This window comes from Desulfosarcina alkanivorans (genome assembly GCF_009688945.1).
GTDB classification, from domain to species: domain Bacteria; phylum Desulfobacterota; class Desulfobacteria; order Desulfobacterales; family Desulfosarcinaceae; genus Desulfosarcina; species Desulfosarcina alkanivorans.
On the sequence record NZ_AP021874.1, the window covers coordinates 6449571 to 6463797 of the forward strand.

Here is a 14227-nt window from a genome sequence, read left to right on the forward strand (position 1 = left end):
TAGGATGGGTTCGGTTCCTACTGCCTGCGCCGGGCCATTTTCCGGGCGTCGGTCAGGGCGCGGATGGTGAGCACGGTCACCATCTTCCAGCGATACGGGGCGCTGGCCCGGACGTCGGTGATGGGCGAGGTTTCTTCCGATGCCGCCCCGGCCGCCTTTCGTATGATGGCATCGGTCATCGGCTGCCCGATCAGCAGCCCTTCGGCACCGTGGGTGCGCATGGGTACCGGGGCGCAGGCGCCGACGACCAGCCGCGCGCCCGTGCAGCGCTGCCCTTCGAGAACCACCATGACGCCCACCCCCACGGCCGAACAGTCCAGCTTGCCCCGCTGGGAGAGGCTGTGGTAGGCCGTGCCGCTTCCGGCCGGGGGGCGGGGGACGCGGATGGCGGTGACGATTTCACCGGGCGCCAGGGCGTTGAGGCCGGGTCCCTGAAAAAATTGATCCAGCGCCATGGTCCGGCTGCCCCCGGGCCCGGCGATGTGCAGCGAGGCCGCCATGGCCATGAGGGTGGGGGCGTTGTCCGCCGACGGGGAGGCATTGCACAGGTTGCCGACCACGGTGCCCATGTTGCGGACCTGCACATTGGCCGTGGACCCGGCGGCCTCGGCAATGGTGGGATAATACCGCCGGACCTTCGGGTGGGCGGCCACATCGGCCAGCAGGGCCGTGGCGCCGATGGTCAGCCCGCGGTTTTTATCGAAGGTGATCGTATCCAGCCCGGGGATGCGCTTCAGGCTGACGATGCGTTTGGGGAAAAGCATGCGGTGGCGAATCCTGACCAGCAGGTCGGTGCCCCCGGCCATGACCCGGGTGTCCCTGCCGCCCTTGGCGAGCACGGCGACCGCCTGGTCCACCGTTGCGGGGGCGATAAAATCGAATCGGGGTACTGGCATGGCCGTTACCTCCTGACCTTGGCGTGGGGTTTCATCTGCCGGCCGGCCTCGGCGATGGCATCCACGATTTTATTGTATCCCGTGCATCGGCAGAGGTTGCCGGAGATGGCCGATCGGATCTGGGCGTCACTGGGAGACGGGTTGGCTGTCAGCAGATTCAGGGCGGAGATTTCCATGCCGGGGGTGCAGAATCCGCACTGGATGGCCCCCTTCTCGATGAACGCCTCCTGGATGGGGTGAAGCGATTCGCCGGAGGGGGCCAGCCCCTCTACGGTGAGAATCGTTTTACCGTCCATTTCCACGGCCAGGGTCAGGCAGGAGCTGATACTCCTGCCGTCCACCATGACCGTGCAGGCACCGCAGTCTCCCGAACCGCAGCCCAGTTTGGTCCCCGTCAGGTTCAGGTCCTCGCGCAGCACCTCGTTGAGGGTGCGCCAGGGCTCCACGGCCAGGGTGTAAGTGTCGCCGTTGACCGTCAGGCGGATGTCATGTTTCATATGTCGCTCCCGGGGAAAATCAGGTTGTCAGGCCGAAGACCAAGGTCCGGTTCCGATTTCTGCTTCCGGGCCTCATTCTCTTGGAAAAAGCTATATCATAGCTGTTATGTATTTCGTCAAGGCCTAAACCGTATTCAGGGTGCCGCAAGCTTGCTTTTTGGGTTTTCTTCGTACAGAACCGATGGCCCGTCAGGTGGCGGCGACGCCTGTTGTGCGCCTGACCCGGAAACGACAGCGACGCTGCTTGACAGGCGCGGAATGCATCTTTACCCTGATGAAACAGGCGGGTGCCGCTGTATCGATAACCATAGAAAGGTGAATATGTCTGAAGCCAGGATCGTTCGTGCCCTCGGTCTGTGTTCCGGGGGACTGGACAGTATTTTGAGTGCCCTGGTGCTCCGGCAACAGGGGGTCCAGGTGCACTGGGTGTCGTTTGAGACGCCCTTTTTTTCATCGGCCAAGGCCAGAAAAGCCTCGAAACACACCGGTGTTCCGTTGATGGTGCGAAAGATCACCCCCGTGTATCTGGAAATGATGCGGTCCCCGTCGGTCAAATTCGGCAAGAACATGAACCCGTGCATGGACTGCCATACGCTGATGTTTCGCCTGGCCGGCGAGATCATGACCGAACAGGGGTTCGACTTTCTTTTTTCCGGTGAAGTGCTGGGGCAGCGGCCCATGAGCCAGACCCGCACCTCCCTGCGTTATGTGGAAAAGCACTCCGGATATGACGGATATATCCTCAGGCCGCTCTCGGCCAAAAATATGCCCGAGACGATCCCGGAACGGGAGGGCCTGGTGGACCGGGAGCGGCTGCTGGACATCACCGGCCGGTCCCGAAAACGGCAGCTTCAGCTGGCCGACCAGTTCGGGGTGACCGATTTCCCGGCACCGGCCGGCGGGTGCCTGCTGACCGACAAGATCTTCAGCCGCCGGCTCAGGGATTTGTTCGACCACCAGGAGAGGTATCCGGAAAAGGACCTCAACCTGCTCAACTTCGGCCGGCACATGCGCCTGGACGATCAGACCAAGATCGTTGTGGGCCGTACCCAGTCGGACAACGAAGGGATCAGCCGCTGCATCGATACGAATCGCGACACGGTGCTTAAAGTGGAAAAATTTCCCGGTCCGCTGGTGGTGATGCCCGGCGGCGGCAGCGAAGCGATGACCCTGCTGGCAGCCGGTATCTGTGCCGGCTACAGCAAGGCGCCCAACCATGAACCGGTGGCGGTAAGCGTGCAGACGGGCGGCCGGCGCCGGCAGGTGATGGTGCTGGGTATTCCGACGGCCGAAAACAAACGCTATCTGATTTAAATCGAGACCGATGACTGAGGACGGAAGACGGATGTCCGATGGCTGGCGGCCAGACTGAAATCGGTATTCGGGCTTCTGCCGTCAGGCGCCTGTCTTCGGACCTCTGACTTCAGTTTTCGGACCCCGGACCGCCGGCTTCCCTTTTCAGCTTTGCCCGCAACTGGCCGCAGGCGGCACCGATATCCTGGCCCTTGCTGTGGCGAACGATGGCGGTGTAGTGGTGACCGGCCAGAAACTCCTGGAAACGGATGATCCGGGCCGGGTCCGGACGCATGAAATCGCTGCCGGGGTGTTCGTTGAAGGGAATCAGGTTGACCTTGGCCTTGATGGGCCGAAGCAGTTTCACCAGGCGCCGGGCATCGTCCATGCTGTCGTTGACGCCTTTCATCAGGATGTATTCGAAGGTGATTTTTCGCCGTGGCGGCAGGGGATAACGCCGGCAGGCCGCCATCAGATCGGCGAGGGGGTATTTGCGGTTGATGGGCATCAGCCGGGTTCGGGTGTCGTCATCGGTGGCATTGAGGGAGACGGCGAGGTTGGCCCGGGTGTCACGGCCCAGATCCGCCATCCGGGGAACCAGGCCCGCCGTGGAAACGGTGACGCGGCGGCTGGATATCTTGAGGCCGAAATCGCCGTCGGTGATGACTTCCAGGGCCTGGACCACATTCCGGTAGTTGGCCAGCGGCTCCCCCATGCCCATGAAGACGATGTTGGTCAGATCCAGGCCGCCTTCCGCCCTTACCCGCTGCTGGACATCACGCACCTGGGAGATGATCTCGCCGGCTGACAGGTTGCGCACCAATCCGCCCCTGGCCGTCATGCAGAACCGGCAGCCCTGGCTGCACCCCACCTGACTGGAGATGCACAGGGTGTAATGGCTTTTTTCGGGGATGATCACCGTTTCAATATGGTGGCCATCGGGCAGCCGGAACAGCAGCTTGCGCGAACCGTCCTGTGACGTCGCTTCTTCGTCCACCTGCAGGCGTGGGTTGGCGAAGGCGGCTTCAAGGTCCGCCCGCAGCGGCTTTCCCAGGTTGGTCATGTCGTCAAACCGGTCGGTCTGACGCAGGTAGATCCACCTTCTTATCTGGTCGGCACGAAAGGGGCGCTGGCCACGGTGGGTCAGCCAATCGGTCAACTGCTCCCTGGACAGATCCTTGATGTCGATTTTGCTTGATATTGTGGCCATGATGTGGGATCCACGGGCCGGATTTGTCGGCCGGTCCGCATTGTTTTGGGGTGATTGATGGAATGGTCGGGGATTCACGTGGCCGCGCCATCTGATTCCCCAAAGATCCGGGGCCTTTTGGCCCCCTTTTTATGCCTTGACATACCATTTAAAAAAATCTATTTTCAAGGTTTTAGTTTATATGCCGGTGGAATGTCATGTTTGACACGCTCAGCGACAAGCTAAATTCGGTTTTCAAGCAGCTCAAGGGGCAGGGCAAACTTTCTGAAAAGAATATTGCCGATGGTCTGCGGGCGGTGCGTATGGCCCTTCTGGAGGCCGATGTTCACTATCAGGTGGTCAAACAGCTGGTGGCCGACATCAAGGTGCGTGCACTCGGACAGGAGGTCATGGGCAGCCTGACCCCCGGCCAGCAGGTGGTCAAGATCGTCAACGAATCGCTGACCCGGCTCATGGGGGAGACCCATCAGGAGCTTAACCTGTCCGGAGAAAAACCGGTCGCGGTGATGCTGGTGGGCCTGCAGGGATCGGGTAAAACCACCACGGCAGGCAAATTGTCGGTGATGCTGAGAAAAACCGGCAAGCAGCCTTACCTGGTGCCGGCGGACGTTTACCGGCCTGCGGCCATTGACCAGCTGAAGACGCTGGGCGGCCAGCTGGGGGTGCCGGTTTTCGATTCCACACCGGACATGGACCCGGTGAAAATATGCCAGGATGCCCGGGTGGCGGCCCAGAAGGCGGGCTGCGACACCCTTTTGCTGGATACGGCCGGTCGGCTTCACATCGATGACGAACTGATGGATGAACTGTCCCGCATCCGGTCATCGGTGAAGCCCACGGACATCCTGCTGGTGGCCGATGCCATGACCGGCCAGGATGCGGTCAACATCGCCAAGTCCTTCGATGAGCGGCTGGACGTCGGTGGCGTGGTGCTCACCAAAATGGATGGTGACGCCAGGGGCGGCGCGGCCCTGTCCATCCGATCCATTACCGGCAAGCCCATCAAGTATATCGGTGTGGGTGAAAAACTCAGCGAACTGGAAGCCTTTCATCCGGATCGCATGGCCTCGCGGATTCTCGGCATGGGCGACGTCCTCACCATGATCGAGAAGGCCCAGGAGGTGGTGGACGAAAAACAGGCCGTCGAGCTAGAAAAAAAGCTGCGCAAAAACCAGTTTACCCTGGAGGATTTCCGCGACCAGATGCGTCAGATCCGCAAAATGGGATCCCTGACGGACATTCTGGGCATGATTCCCGGTATGGGAAAGATGAAACAGATGAAAAATCTGCAGGTGGACGAGAAGGAACTGGTCCACATCGAGGCCATCATCAATTCCATGACGCCACGGGAACGACGCCAATACGGGATTATCAACGGGAGCCGGCGCAGGCGAATCGCCGCGGGCAGCGGCACCCGGGTTCAGGACGTTAACCGCCTGCTCAAAAATTATGCGCAGGTGATGAAAATGATGAAAAAAATAAATAAAGGCGGCATGCGCGGATTAGGCCGCGGCATGCTGCCCTTTTAAAGGAGAGCAACCATGGCAGTGAAAATCAGACTGGCCCGGCACGGGGCAAAAAAAAGACCGTTTTACCGGATCGTGGCAGCCGACAATGACAGCCCCAGGGACGGTCGTTTTATCGAAAAACTGGGCACTTACAATCCTCTTCAGGATCCGGTGCAAGTGGTTCTGGACGCAGATCGGGTGAAATACTGGATCGGCCAGGGGGCGACCCCTACCGATACGGTGCGGTCGATCCTGAAGCGTGAAGGTGTTTTTTCCGCTGCGGAATAACGGATGGCGCCGGACCCGATTCTCAGCCGCATCAAAGGAGATGGAGCTATGAAAGAGCTGATCAAATTCATTGCGCAGGAGTTGGTGGACTTTCCCGACCAGGTTTCTGTTGAGGAGATCGAGGGCAACCAGACATCCGTCATTGAATTGAAAGTGGCAAAAGAGGATTTGGGTAAGGTCATCGGCAAGCAGGGACGGACGGCACGGGCCATGCGGACCCTTTTGAGCGCGGCCTCCGCCAAAATCAAGAAACGATCCGTCCTCGAGATCATCGAGTAGATCGATGGCGCCCGAGGATGATCTCGTTCTGGTGGGCCGGGTCACGGGGGCCCACGGTATTCGCGGGGGGGTAAAGGTCCACTCCTACGCTGAATCGACGGCACTCTACCGGATCGGGGAAGGCATCATGCTGACCCTGCCCGACGGAACGGTCGCCACCCTTGCGGTTCAATGGGTCAAACCCCATGGGCGCGCACTGCTCATGGGCCTGGAATCGGTCACCGACCGGAACCAGGCCGAGGACCTCGTGGGAGCTTCGCTTTTCGTAGAAAGGTCACGGCTGCCGGCTCTGGAAGCGGACACCTACTACTGGACCGACCTGGTGGGTCTCGATGTTTACGACCCCGCCGGATCCCGTCTCGGCAGCCTCGACGGGGTGATTCCCACACCGGGCAACGATGTATACGTGGTCAAGGGAGACGTCGACGGGCGGCCCCGGGAGTTGCTGATTCCCGCCGTCGGCGATGTGGTCCTCAGCATCGACATCGCGGGCAAGACCATGGTCGTGGAACTGCCGGAAGGGTTACAGGACTGCTGACAGCGCCATGAAGGTTTGCGTACTGACCCTTTTCCCTGAACTGTTCGCGCCGTTCTGGGACCACGGCATTATCCGGCGGGCGGTTCAGGAACAAAAGATCCGCCCAGACACCATCAATATCCGGGACCATGCCAGTGGACGGCATCGGGTCACCGATGACCGGCCCTACGGCGGCGGTTGTGGCATGGTGATGAAGCCTGAACCGCTGGCCGCAGCCTTGAAACACGCCCGGAAGCGGATGCCGGCCGCCATGACGCTGCTGCTTTCGCCACAGGGGAAGCGGTTTGACCAGGCGCTGGCCGAATCGCTGGCAACCGCCGGGGAACTGATCCTGGTCTGCGGCCGCTACGAAGGCGTGGATGAACGGTTTGTCGACCGGTACGTGGATGCAGAGGTTTCGATCGGTGATTTCGTGCTCACCGGTGGCGAACTGGGGGCCATGGTGGTGATCGATGCGGTGGCCCGACTGATTCCCGGGGTGCTGGGCAACGAGGCCTCTGCAGGAAACGACACATTCAGCGACGGCCTCGTGGAGCACGCGCACTTCACGCGGCCGCCGACTTTCAACGATGAACCGGTGCCCGATGTCCTGCTTTCGGGGAATCACCGGGAGATCGACCGGTGGCGCCGGGAAACCGCCTTGATCCGGACCGTGTTGAAGCGGCCGGATCTTTTGGTGCACAGGGATTTTACCCCTGAGGAACGCGCAATACTGTTGAAATGGCGACAGAACATTGACCGGCTTACCGGCTAAGCGGCTTTACGTCGCCCTGATTCACTATCCGGTGATCGACAAGAACGGGGAGACGATCGCTTCGGCGGTTACCAATTTGGACCTGCACGACATCGCCAGGGTGTGCCGGACCTACGGGGTCAAAGGGTACTACGTGATCACCCCGCTGGAGGACCAGAAGGTGCTGGTCGACCGGATTCTCCACCACTGGACCGCCGGTGTGGGGAGGGCGTACAATCCCAAACGGCAGCAGGCCCTTGAACGTGTAAAGGTCAGCACCACATTCGCCGAGGCGATTGCCGATATCGCTGAGGTGGAAGGGCGCCGGCCCAAAACGGTGGCGACCTCTGCCAGGCGTCACGCGGACAGCCTGTCTTACTCGCGGCTGCGCGGGCTGCTGGCCGATCCGGTGCCTCACATCCTGGCATTCGGCACGGCATGGGGCCTTGCCGGCACATTCATGGCCGAAGCGGATTACCGGCTGGACCCGTTGGTCGGAGCGGGAACTTACAATCATCTGTCCGTCCGGTCGGCGGTGTCCATCATTCTGGATCGGCTGCTGGGCCGACCGGAGTGATCATTTGGAATGGGTATACCGTCACCTTTCAGACGGTTTCGAAAGCAGTTCGAAATCAAGGGGTGCAGGTTCCATCCAACGAGGGATGGTGGCTGTGCGCCACAGACACGGGGCATGACGCGTAACGCAGATATCGACCTGCTTACGAAACTGTCAATTGTTAACATCAATATCGGGAGCTATAATGGAAACCATCAAGAACATTGAAAGAGAGCAGATTCGCATGGATCTGCCCGACTTCACCGCAGGCGACACCGTCACCGTTTACGTGAAGATCCGTGAAGGAAACAAAGAACGTATCCAGGCCTTCCAGGGGGTTGTCATCAGCAAGAAAAAAGGGTTGGCCAATGCCACCTTCACGGTCCGCAAGGTGTCCTACGGCGTGGGTGTGGAAAGGGTCTTCCCCACGAATTCACCGATCATCGACCGTGTGGAAGTGGTTTCCCGCGGCCGGGTCCGGCGGGCCAAGATTTACTATCTGCGCAAACTGCGGGGAAAAGCCGCCAGGATCAGGGAGCGACGATTCAGCTAAATCGTCGGCAACGACTTTACCAGCCCATGGGCAATGCCACCGGTTCGTCGACGAACCGGCAAATGGTCGGATCACATGGTATCAGATCTCTGGGCATTTGAAAAAAAAGCCCGCGACACGGGCCATAAAATTATTGCAGGCATTGATGAGGCCGGCCGGGGTCCCCTGGCCGGTCCCGTCGTTTCGGCCGCAGTGATACTGCCCGACGGGGTCGACCTTCCAGGCATCGACGACTCCAAGAAGCTGACCCCGGCCCGGCGAAACCGCCTTTACGACCGGTTGTATGCCACTGCCGGCGCCATCGGCATCGGTGTGGTGGACCCGGCCGAGATCGACCGCGTCAATATCCTGCAGGCCACCTTGCGGTCCATGGCCATGGCGGTGGCCAACCTGCGGCCCCGGCCCGATCACCTGCTGATCGACGGCATTTTCACCATCGCCTCGGATCTGTCCCAGCAGGCCATCAAAAAAGGGGATTCACTGAGCATTTCCATTGCCGCCGCTTCGATTGTGGCCAAGGTTACCCGGGACCGCATCATGGCGCAGGTGGACGCCCTTTTTCCCGAATTCGGATTTGGCCAGCACAAGGGGTATCCAACCCGGAGCCATCGCGCGGCCATCGCGCGCCTCGGATGCTGCCCCGTCCACCGGCGGACCTTCAAGGGGGTCCGGGAGCACCTGTAGGCTTACCGATGCTTAACCGACACCAACAATTCGGCAAACGGAGCGAACGGCTGGCCGCGGAGTTTCTCAAGCGGACGGGGTATCGTATCCTCGAAACCAATTATCGATCCACCGTCGGTGAGATTGACATCATCGCCAGGGAGAAGGGCACCATCGTTTTCGTTGAGGTCAAGGCGCGCTCTTCCAGCCGGTTCGGCAGCCCCAAAGGGGCCGTCACGCCGGCCAAGCAGCGCAAGATCTCCATGACCGCCCTGGACTACCTGAAACGATCCGGCCAGGTCGATGCCCGGGCCCGCTTTGACGTGGTGGCCATTGACACCGCCACGGGACAAACCGACATCGAGGTCGTGAAAAATGCCTTTTCCCTTGCCTACGGATGACCGGGAACCGTCTCGTTGCCCCAGCGGGCTCTATGTGGTGGCCACCCCCATCGGCAACCTGGAGGATATCACCCTGCGGGCCATCCACACCCTGGACGGCGTGGATCTGATTGCCGCCGAGGATACCCGCCACACCCGTCGGCTGCTGTCGCGCTATCGCATCGACACGCCTCTGATTTCCTGCCATGAGCATAACGAACACCATCGCACCCCGGAATTGATTGCCAAGATACAATCCGGCGCGGCCGTTGCCCTGGTGTCCGATGCCGGTACCCCGTCGGTTTCCGATCCCGGCTACCGGCTGGTGTGTGCGGCAGTGGCGCACCGCCTGGACATATTTCCGATTCCCGGCGTGTCTGCGGTGGTCACGGCCCTGAGTGCATCGGGTCTGCCAACGGATGCCTTCGTATTCCTGGGTTTTGCCCCCAAAAAAAAGGGCAAACGGCGGGAATGGCTGGAATCCCTGGCCGCTGAATCCCGGACCCTTGTTTTTTACGAATCGCCACGGCGTGTGGCCGGGTTCCTTGAAGAACTCCGATCGGTCATGGGGGATCGGCAGGCCGTCCTGGCCCGCGAGATGACCAAAGTGCACGAGGAATTTATGCGCGGCAGCATCGCTCACATCCAGAAGGTGCTGGCGGGCCGTCCCGAGGTGAAAGGCGAGTGCACCCTTCTGGTGGGCGGTGCGCCGGCGGCGGATACCGTCTCGGATGCCGACCTGGGCGATCTGCTGCGCGAGGCGCTCTCCCAGCCCGGCGCGCGCATTTCCAGCATTTCCAAGACCATCGCCCGGCAATACCGCCTGCCCCGGAAAACGGTTTACGAGATGGCCCTGACCATCCAGCGTGAAACCGGCAGGACCCCATGAGTTCGATGATCGAAACCCCAGCGCTTCTCTACCCGGTGATTCTTCCGGTATCCAGAACCGATCGGCATCTGAAGGGCCGCGACAAGGTGCAGGCCCTGAGCCGTCTCGCCAGGTCCGCCCTGACCCTGTCGTGCCGGCGGAGCGGTCTTCGCCTGAACACCCTGCCCAAGGACGAAAGGGGGGTCCCCCTCCCGGTAGACGGGATCCACTGGTCGCTGACCCACAAATCGAACGTCGTCGGTGGCGTGGCCGCCCCGTTCCCCGTGGGGTTGGACCTGGAGACCCTCCGCCCGGTAAGCGACGCCCTGCTGGCCAAGGTGGCCGATGCGGATGAATGGCGGCTGGTCGGCGATGATCGCCAGCGACATTTTTTCCGCTTCTGGACCGCCAAGGAAGCCGTGCTCAAGGCGGTGGGCAGGGGGATGGCCGGCCTGTCCCGCTGCCGGGTGACGGCGGTCGTCGATGACACGCGCATGATGCTCGCTTACGACGACACGCCCTGGCCCGTGAATCACTTCTGGTTCGACGGCCATGTGGCCGCCATTACCCCCCACCGCCTCGATGTTTCCTGGGCACTGATCGACGGCTCCGGCCCGGGGCCTACCCCCTGATGATGCGCGGCAGGATCATCTGGTGCTGCGGACAGATGGATTTGGGATTCTGGTAGGCGCAACCGGCAAACGCCTTGAGATAGTCTCGTACCCGGCTCAGGTCGACGATTTCATCCACCATGCCTTTGCGGGCGCAATACACCGGCCGGGAATTGTCGTGATAGGCCTTGGCCATCTCGTTCATCTTGTCCACGATCGGTTTCAGATCTCGTCCGGCCGCCTTTTCCTTGACCAGTCGGCGGGAATAGGAGGCGGCCGCCGCGGTCTCGCCGTGCATGACGTAGATTTCCGTCGCCGCCGTCCCCAAGGAAAAGGCGTTGTGGCGATTGGCCGTCGGTCCGCCCATCACATAATGGGCGGCGGCGGTGCCCTTGCGCAGCACGATGAGCATCTGCGGGATATCGGTCTGCTGGATCGAGTATATCAGGCTCTGGCCGAGACCCAGCAGTTCGGCTTTTTCAGCGATGTCGCCCACATCGATGCCGCTGGTGTCCTGGAACCAGACGATGGGAATGCGGTCCCGCCCGCAAAGGGTCACGAACTCGTTCATTTTGATCAGCCCCTGGCGGTAGAGCTTGCCGCCGATACCGGGGTAGTCCGCATACTCGGGGTAGTCCGGTTTGAGAAATCCCTGGCGATTGCCGATCACACCGACCAGGTAGCCGTCCATCTTGCACAGGCCCGCATAGATTTCGGGTCCCCTGTCCGGCTGAAATTCGAGGTGCTCGCTGCCGTCAACCAACCGCGCCAGAATCTGATCGAACGAGTATGCCCGTTTCTGGTTGGCGGGCAGCAGGTGGTACAGGTCGTCTGCCGGATAGAGCGGCGCTTTGGGGCTGGCCACGCGGAAGAACTTGGGCGCATACGCCGGCATGTCTTTCATGTAGTCCCGGATTCCGTCAAGCACACCTTCCTCCGTCTCGTAGACGTACCTGAAGAATCCGGTTTCGTCGTGGTGGATAGCCGTTGATCCGGGGGGTTTGACCTTAAATTGCTGCGCTGCCGAGATGAGCTGCTCGGCCCCGTCAACGTCAAAAAAACCTTTGGGGGACATCCCGCTTAAAATACCGCCGCCGCCGACAGCGATGTTGCAGTCTTTGTGGGCAAACAGGATCGAGGGGCTGATTCCCTGGTAACCGCCGCCCGCCGGATTGGTGCCGTAGATGCCCGCCAGCACCGGGATGCCGGTCTGGTTCAGTTCGGCATGACGGAAAAAAGGCGTTCCGCTGCCGCGGCGGTTGGCGTAGAATTTTTCCTGCTCCGGCAGCTTGACGCCGCTGCAGTTGACCAGCCACACCAGGGGAATGTTCAGCCGCTTGGAAAGATCGGTGACCCGAAGGATGTTTTCACTTTGGCCGGCGATCCAGGCGCCGGCCATGGTCTTGTTGTCGAATCCGATGATCACCGCCCATTTGCCGGCAATTTTTCCCAGCCCGTCAAAGACGTTGGTATTGCCCTCGACATTGTCTTCCGGGTTGTACAGGGTGTGAAGGGGGCACCAGGTGCCCGGATCGACGAGATATCGCAATCGCTGCCAGACCGTCAGCTGGCCGCGGGCATTGATCTTCTCTTCCGGAAAGCCGGCCTGCTTGACCTTTTCCACTTCGGCCGCCACGTCCTTTTCGACCTCACGCAGCTGGTCGGCATTGTCACCGGCACTTTTTATCATCCCCTCACTCAGCTGGCTGCCAAATACCGGCATCTTTTCGAAATACGGTTTCATCGGTCATCCTTTTCTTTCGGGTCTTTGTTTGATTATAAATTTGATCAAATTTGCAATTAAATGGTCTTTAATGAACATGCCCGAACCTGTCAATATTTTTCGAAAACTACGGAAAGTTGAGGTGCGGGCAGCCGGGAATCCATTTTTTGCGGCACCGGGGGAGGAAATCCACACCCAATCTGGGGCGAATCGATTATTTCGAAAAGGGGTGCACGCTGACGATGGGGAAACGTGGCATCAGAAGACGCCTCCCGGTCATGATGCCGCCGCATTGAACGGGGAAGGGGCTATAAGAGAACGGCAAAACGGTTCCCGGCCCGCCTTTCAGCGACCGGCTGAGGCCCGGCATGGTTCAGGCGCGGCGCCTGTAGGCCGTGCCCGTCGTTGGGCTAATCGTCTGCCAGCCATTCAAGCGCATGGTCCAGATCGCGAAAGACCTTGTAGATATAAGGCATTCCGGCCAGCTGGGCAAACGCGGCGAAAAGTTTGCCCAGGCCGATATTGATCCTTTTCGAGCCCACCAGGGCGACCTTTCTGGTCGTTCCGGCCGGGGTGATTTTTTTCAGGCTGTCGGCAATGCCTTTCATTTCAACGGTGGAAATCTTCACGCCGGTGGCCTGGGTAAAATCCCACAGGGATGTGTCGGTCTGCTCACCGTTCATGTATTCGGTCGCCTGCACGATGATCTCGTTGGCTGTCACATCACCGGTGACCCGGAAAAAAGTGCAGTTATCGGTGGTTTCTATTGAAATCATGGTTTTCCTGTGTCGCATGGGGTTAAACGGTCATGACCCGAATGCGTTATCTCATTTCAGACGTAGCGTCAATGATCGATCGCCCCTTATCCCCAAAGCGCTGAAACCGGCGTCCGGGGTGAATATTGGTCCTGCAGCTGGGCCAGGAGCAGTTCGGCGGTCGCCAGGGCATCGGTGAGCGCATGGTGGGGATGGTAGGGCGGGAGACCATAGCGGGCCCGGGATGCATCCAGTCTCAGCGAGGGGTTCTGGACGTTGCCGAACCATCGCTGAAACAGGCCGGGGCGCTTTTGGGGGTGCTTTCTTTCTTCAATGGCCATGGTGTCGATTACCGGGAACGCAAGGGATTCGCCGGTGATCATCAGGCTGGCCGCCTCGAGGAAGCGGCGTTCGATGTCCCCGCAGTGCACCACGATTATTTTTCCGGCCATGGCCTGGAGCAGCGGCTCAAAACGATCCGCCAGTCGGGGGGCGGCCTTCAGCACGCTGTTGGTAATGCCGTGAATGGTCACGGCAAATTTTTCAACCGGAAGACTGGGCCGGACGACCCAGTTGTTTGCCCCGCTGCAGTGGATGCGGTGGCCGTCAAGGGGAATAAAACCGATGCTGATAATGGCGTCCCGCCCGGGGTCCAGGCCTGTGGTTTCGAGGTCCAGGGCCATCAGGGGGGCATGGGAAATGGGGGCGCGGGCCGATACCGGAGGCTGCCGGTAGTAGGCCCGCAGCCGTGGATCACGGGTCCGGGCGGCCAGTTCGGCAAAACGGCCGGGCCAGTCGACAACGGAGGCTTCATGGGATTTATCCGGGCCGGCTCGGCCAGGCCGGTCGGCATTGAAAATGGTCATGGCCGGGACG

The 14227-nt window shown here is 60.5% G+C and carries 18 protein-coding genes; 12 read left to right on the forward strand and 6 right to left on the reverse strand.

Features of this window, described 5'->3' with window-relative positions; all coding sequences use genetic code 11:
• Positions 1–17: 17 nt before the first annotated feature.
• Positions 18–896 (reverse strand): FAD binding domain-containing protein, encoded by an 879-nt coding sequence (locus DSCA_RS27985; protein ID WP_155319572.1) that lies wholly within the window; start codon positions 894–896, stop codon positions 18–20.
• A 5-nt stretch (positions 897–901) separates the two neighbouring features.
• Entirely contained in the window at positions 902–1393 is a 492-nt protein-coding gene (locus DSCA_RS27990) for a (2Fe-2S)-binding protein (RefSeq protein ID WP_155319573.1), read from the reverse strand.
• 321 nt (positions 1394–1714) lie between these two features.
• Here DSCA_RS27990 and DSCA_RS27995 point away from each other — a divergent pair, with 321 nt between their 5' ends.
• Complete coding sequence (locus DSCA_RS27995) at positions 1715–2707, forward strand: DUF814 domain-containing protein (protein WP_155319574.1); 993 nt, start codon at positions 1715–1717, stop codon at positions 2705–2707.
• 109 nt (positions 2708–2816) lie between these two features.
• Here DSCA_RS27995 and rlmN read toward each other — a convergent pair whose 3' ends face one another.
• Complete coding sequence (gene rlmN / locus DSCA_RS28000) at positions 2817–3896, reverse strand: 23S rRNA (adenine(2503)-C(2))-methyltransferase RlmN (RefSeq protein WP_155319575.1); 1080 nt, start codon at positions 3894–3896, stop codon at positions 2817–2819.
• A gap of 197 nt (positions 3897–4093) precedes the next feature.
• Between rlmN and ffh the strand changes: the two genes are divergently transcribed.
• The 11 genes from ffh to DSCA_RS28055 all read left to right on the forward strand — a co-directional run bounded on the left by ffh (position 4094) and on the right by DSCA_RS28055 (position 10894).
• The gene (gene ffh / locus DSCA_RS28005) at positions 4094–5425 is read left to right on the forward strand and encodes a signal recognition particle protein (RefSeq protein WP_155319576.1); all 1332 of its coding nucleotides are present in this window, start codon (positions 4094–4096) and stop codon (positions 5423–5425) included.
• Between the two features lie 12 nt (positions 5426–5437).
• Positions 5438–5692, forward strand: coding sequence for a 30S ribosomal protein S16 (gene rpsP, locus DSCA_RS28010; protein WP_155319577.1), 255 nt, complete (start codon positions 5438–5440; stop codon positions 5690–5692).
• A gap of 48 nt (positions 5693–5740) precedes the next feature.
• Positions 5741–5971: a KH domain-containing protein gene (locus DSCA_RS28015; protein WP_155319578.1), complete on the forward strand. Its 231-nt coding sequence runs from the start codon at positions 5741–5743 to the stop codon at positions 5969–5971.
• A gap of 4 nt (positions 5972–5975) precedes the next feature.
• Complete coding sequence (rimM, locus tag DSCA_RS28020; protein ID WP_155319579.1) at positions 5976–6509, forward strand: ribosome maturation factor RimM; 534 nt, start codon at positions 5976–5978, stop codon at positions 6507–6509.
• Between the two features lie 7 nt (positions 6510–6516).
• Positions 6517–7263, forward strand: coding sequence for a tRNA (guanosine(37)-N1)-methyltransferase TrmD (gene trmD, locus DSCA_RS28025; protein WP_155319580.1), 747 nt, complete (start codon positions 6517–6519; stop codon positions 7261–7263).
• Positions 7244–7819, forward strand: coding sequence for an RNA methyltransferase (locus tag DSCA_RS28030; RefSeq protein ID WP_155319581.1), 576 nt, complete (start codon positions 7244–7246; stop codon positions 7817–7819). Before trmD ends, DSCA_RS28030 begins: the two co-directional genes overlap by 20 nt.
• Positions 7820–8003: 184 nt before the next feature.
• Positions 8004–8351, forward strand: a complete 348-nt coding sequence (gene rplS / locus DSCA_RS28035; RefSeq protein ID WP_155319582.1) for a 50S ribosomal protein L19 — start codon at positions 8004–8006, stop codon at positions 8349–8351.
• Positions 8352–8426: 75 nt separating this feature from the next.
• A complete protein-coding gene (locus DSCA_RS28040) occupies positions 8427–9035 on the forward strand; it encodes a ribonuclease HII (RefSeq protein ID WP_197904683.1) in 609 nt (202 codons plus the stop codon).
• An 8-nt stretch (positions 9036–9043) separates the two neighbouring features.
• Complete coding sequence (locus tag DSCA_RS28045) at positions 9044–9415, forward strand: YraN family protein (RefSeq protein WP_155319584.1); 372 nt, start codon at positions 9044–9046, stop codon at positions 9413–9415.
• Positions 9390–10283 carry a 16S rRNA (cytidine(1402)-2'-O)-methyltransferase gene (gene rsmI / locus DSCA_RS28050; protein ID WP_155319585.1) on the forward strand — a complete coding sequence of 298 codons (894 nt, stop codon included), beginning with the start codon at positions 9390–9392 and terminating at the stop codon, positions 10281–10283. Before DSCA_RS28045 ends, rsmI begins: the two co-directional genes overlap by 26 nt.
• Positions 10280–10894, forward strand: a complete 615-nt coding sequence (locus DSCA_RS28055; RefSeq protein ID WP_155319586.1) for a 4'-phosphopantetheinyl transferase family protein — start codon at positions 10280–10282, stop codon at positions 10892–10894. The genes rsmI and DSCA_RS28055 overlap by 4 nt, the downstream gene beginning before the upstream one ends.
• Here DSCA_RS28055 and DSCA_RS28060 read toward each other — a convergent pair.
• The 3 genes from DSCA_RS28060 to DSCA_RS28070 all read right to left on the reverse strand — a co-directional run bounded on the left by DSCA_RS28060 (position 10884) and on the right by DSCA_RS28070 (position 14217).
• On the reverse strand, positions 10884–12617 hold the full coding sequence (locus tag DSCA_RS28060) for an acyl-CoA carboxylase subunit beta (RefSeq protein ID WP_155319587.1): 1734 nt from the start codon (positions 12615–12617) through the stop codon (positions 10884–10886). The genes DSCA_RS28055 and DSCA_RS28060 overlap by 11 nt on opposite strands.
• A gap of 389 nt (positions 12618–13006) precedes the next feature.
• Positions 13007–13372, reverse strand: a complete 366-nt coding sequence (locus DSCA_RS28065) for a hypothetical protein (RefSeq protein WP_155319588.1) — start codon at positions 13370–13372, stop codon at positions 13007–13009.
• Positions 13373–13458: 86 nt separating this feature from the next.
• Positions 13459–14217 carry a 3'-5' exonuclease gene (locus DSCA_RS28070; RefSeq protein ID WP_155319589.1) on the reverse strand — a complete coding sequence of 253 codons (759 nt, stop codon included), beginning with the start codon at positions 14215–14217 and terminating at the stop codon, positions 13459–13461.
• Positions 14218–14227: the final 10 nt, after the last annotated feature.